We start from the raw sequence: 1,568 nt of genomic DNA, 5'->3' as shown, positions 1-1,568 counted from the left end.
GCCTTCCTAATCGGGCGGGCAAAGTCAACTCATTCCTACGCTTTTCTTCGACTCTTCGTACTTCAGCCATTACCGACTCCCTGCAGCAACAACGCACAACTTCACCACAGCCGCGTACGCGACGTGCATTCACCAGGCGGGGTCCATGCGTTCCTTCGCGTTCAGCACATCGGCCGTCGCATGCTCTTCATCAGGTTCGTAAACAGGGCTGTCCAAGCAGTTTTGCGCTCTCGTCCCCGAAGGGCGGCAGCAGGCAAGAGATAGCGGACATTCCCCGTTTCGCGGCCCCGCCAGGGGGACGCTCACCGCGCGCGCGGATCTCTTATTTCGTTCCTCCTCAACATGCCGGGCGCAAACCCAGCGCTTTCTATGCTCGGCTGCGCAGCGGCTACTGCGCGGGTTTTAGGCGCAGCCGCTGCGTGATCTTGGCGCCGAATCCGACGTGGAAATCGGTCTCGTTGATCCACATCCGGTGCAGAATGCATGCGAGCTTCCGTGCGACCGCGGCAATCGCACACAGCATGCTCGAACGCTTGGCGATCCGCAGGCCCCACGCTCGCAACGCCGACCATTTCCTGACTCGAAGCAGCAGACTTGCAGCCGCTTCGCATAGCGCCTCCCGCACCGAGATATCGCCCTGTTTGCTGATATGACCTTCAAAATCGATCGACGTCCCAGACTGGTGACGCTTCGGCGTCAGCCCAAAATGGGCGCCCACGGTGCGTGATCGGGTAAAGCGATGAGGATCATCAACGCCAACTTTGAATGACAAGGCAACGACCGGACCGACACCCGGAACTGTCATCAGGCGCCGGCAAACAGGATCATGCTGGACCACCTGCAGGAGCACGCGATGTAGCCGATCGTAGCCCTCGAGGAGAGCGCGGCGCACGTCCAACATGACCTGGATAGACATCACAAAAACCGGATCGCAATGCTCGATCAGTTCGCGGATGCGAGCTTCGTAGGCACCTCGGGCAACCGCCCCGACCAGCAATCCATAGGCCCGCAGTGCCCCCCGAACGTGGTTCTCGAGGTCGATCAATTTGCGCTTGAGCAGCTTCCGGTTCGTCAACAACGTGCGCATTTTTTGCATGTCGATATTCTTGACATGGACGGCGCGGTACCAGCCCAACCGGATCATCTGCGCGATGCCGCGTGCGTCGTTTCGGTCCGTCTTGTTGCGCATCGTCGACAGCGAAACGCGCATGTGGCGTGCCTCCACGACGATGATTGGAAGCCCGGCTGGCTGCAATTCGCGATACAGCCAGATGCCAAGCGATGACGCCTCGACTCCCACTCTATCGAGGCGATCCGCGTAGTTCCCTACAGCGGAGCGGATCGCCTCTGGCTCGGTGTTGACCTTAACTTCGCAGACCGTGAGGCCCTCGCTGTCGACGATGCAAAGGCTCGTTTCTTCAAGACCGACGTCCAATCCAACATAGAATTTCATCGGAGCTCTCCTGTGTGGCAACGACCTTCCAAGTCGTTGCACCAGGCTCCGGATTTGGCCACGGCCGCATTATCCCCGTGCACCGCTATTTCGAAGCCCGATTTGAAGAGCCGTC

At 59.5% G+C, this 1,568-nt stretch carries 1 protein-coding gene; it reads right to left on the bottom strand.

Annotation, left to right across the window (positions count from 1 at the left end):
- Positions 1 to 388: 388 nt before the first annotated feature.
- Positions 389 to 1,453, bottom strand: a complete 1,065-nt coding sequence (locus tag AC0L3X_RS47050; RefSeq protein WP_473317599.1) for an IS110 family RNA-guided transposase — start codon at positions 1,451 to 1,453, stop codon at positions 389 to 391.
- Positions 1,454 to 1,568 lie beyond the last annotated feature (115 nt).

Source organism: Bradyrhizobium sp. MI1.7, from assembly GCF_055811795.1.
Note: the sequence above shows the minus strand (reverse complement) of the source record. Positions and strands in the feature narration are given on the sequence as shown.

Bases quoted from the DNA above. Each gene is read 5' to 3' on its own strand.
- AC0L3X_RS47050 (WP_473317599.1), bottom strand. From the start codon at position 1,453: ATGAAATTCTATGTTGGATTGGACGTCGGTCTTGAAGAAACGAGCCTT.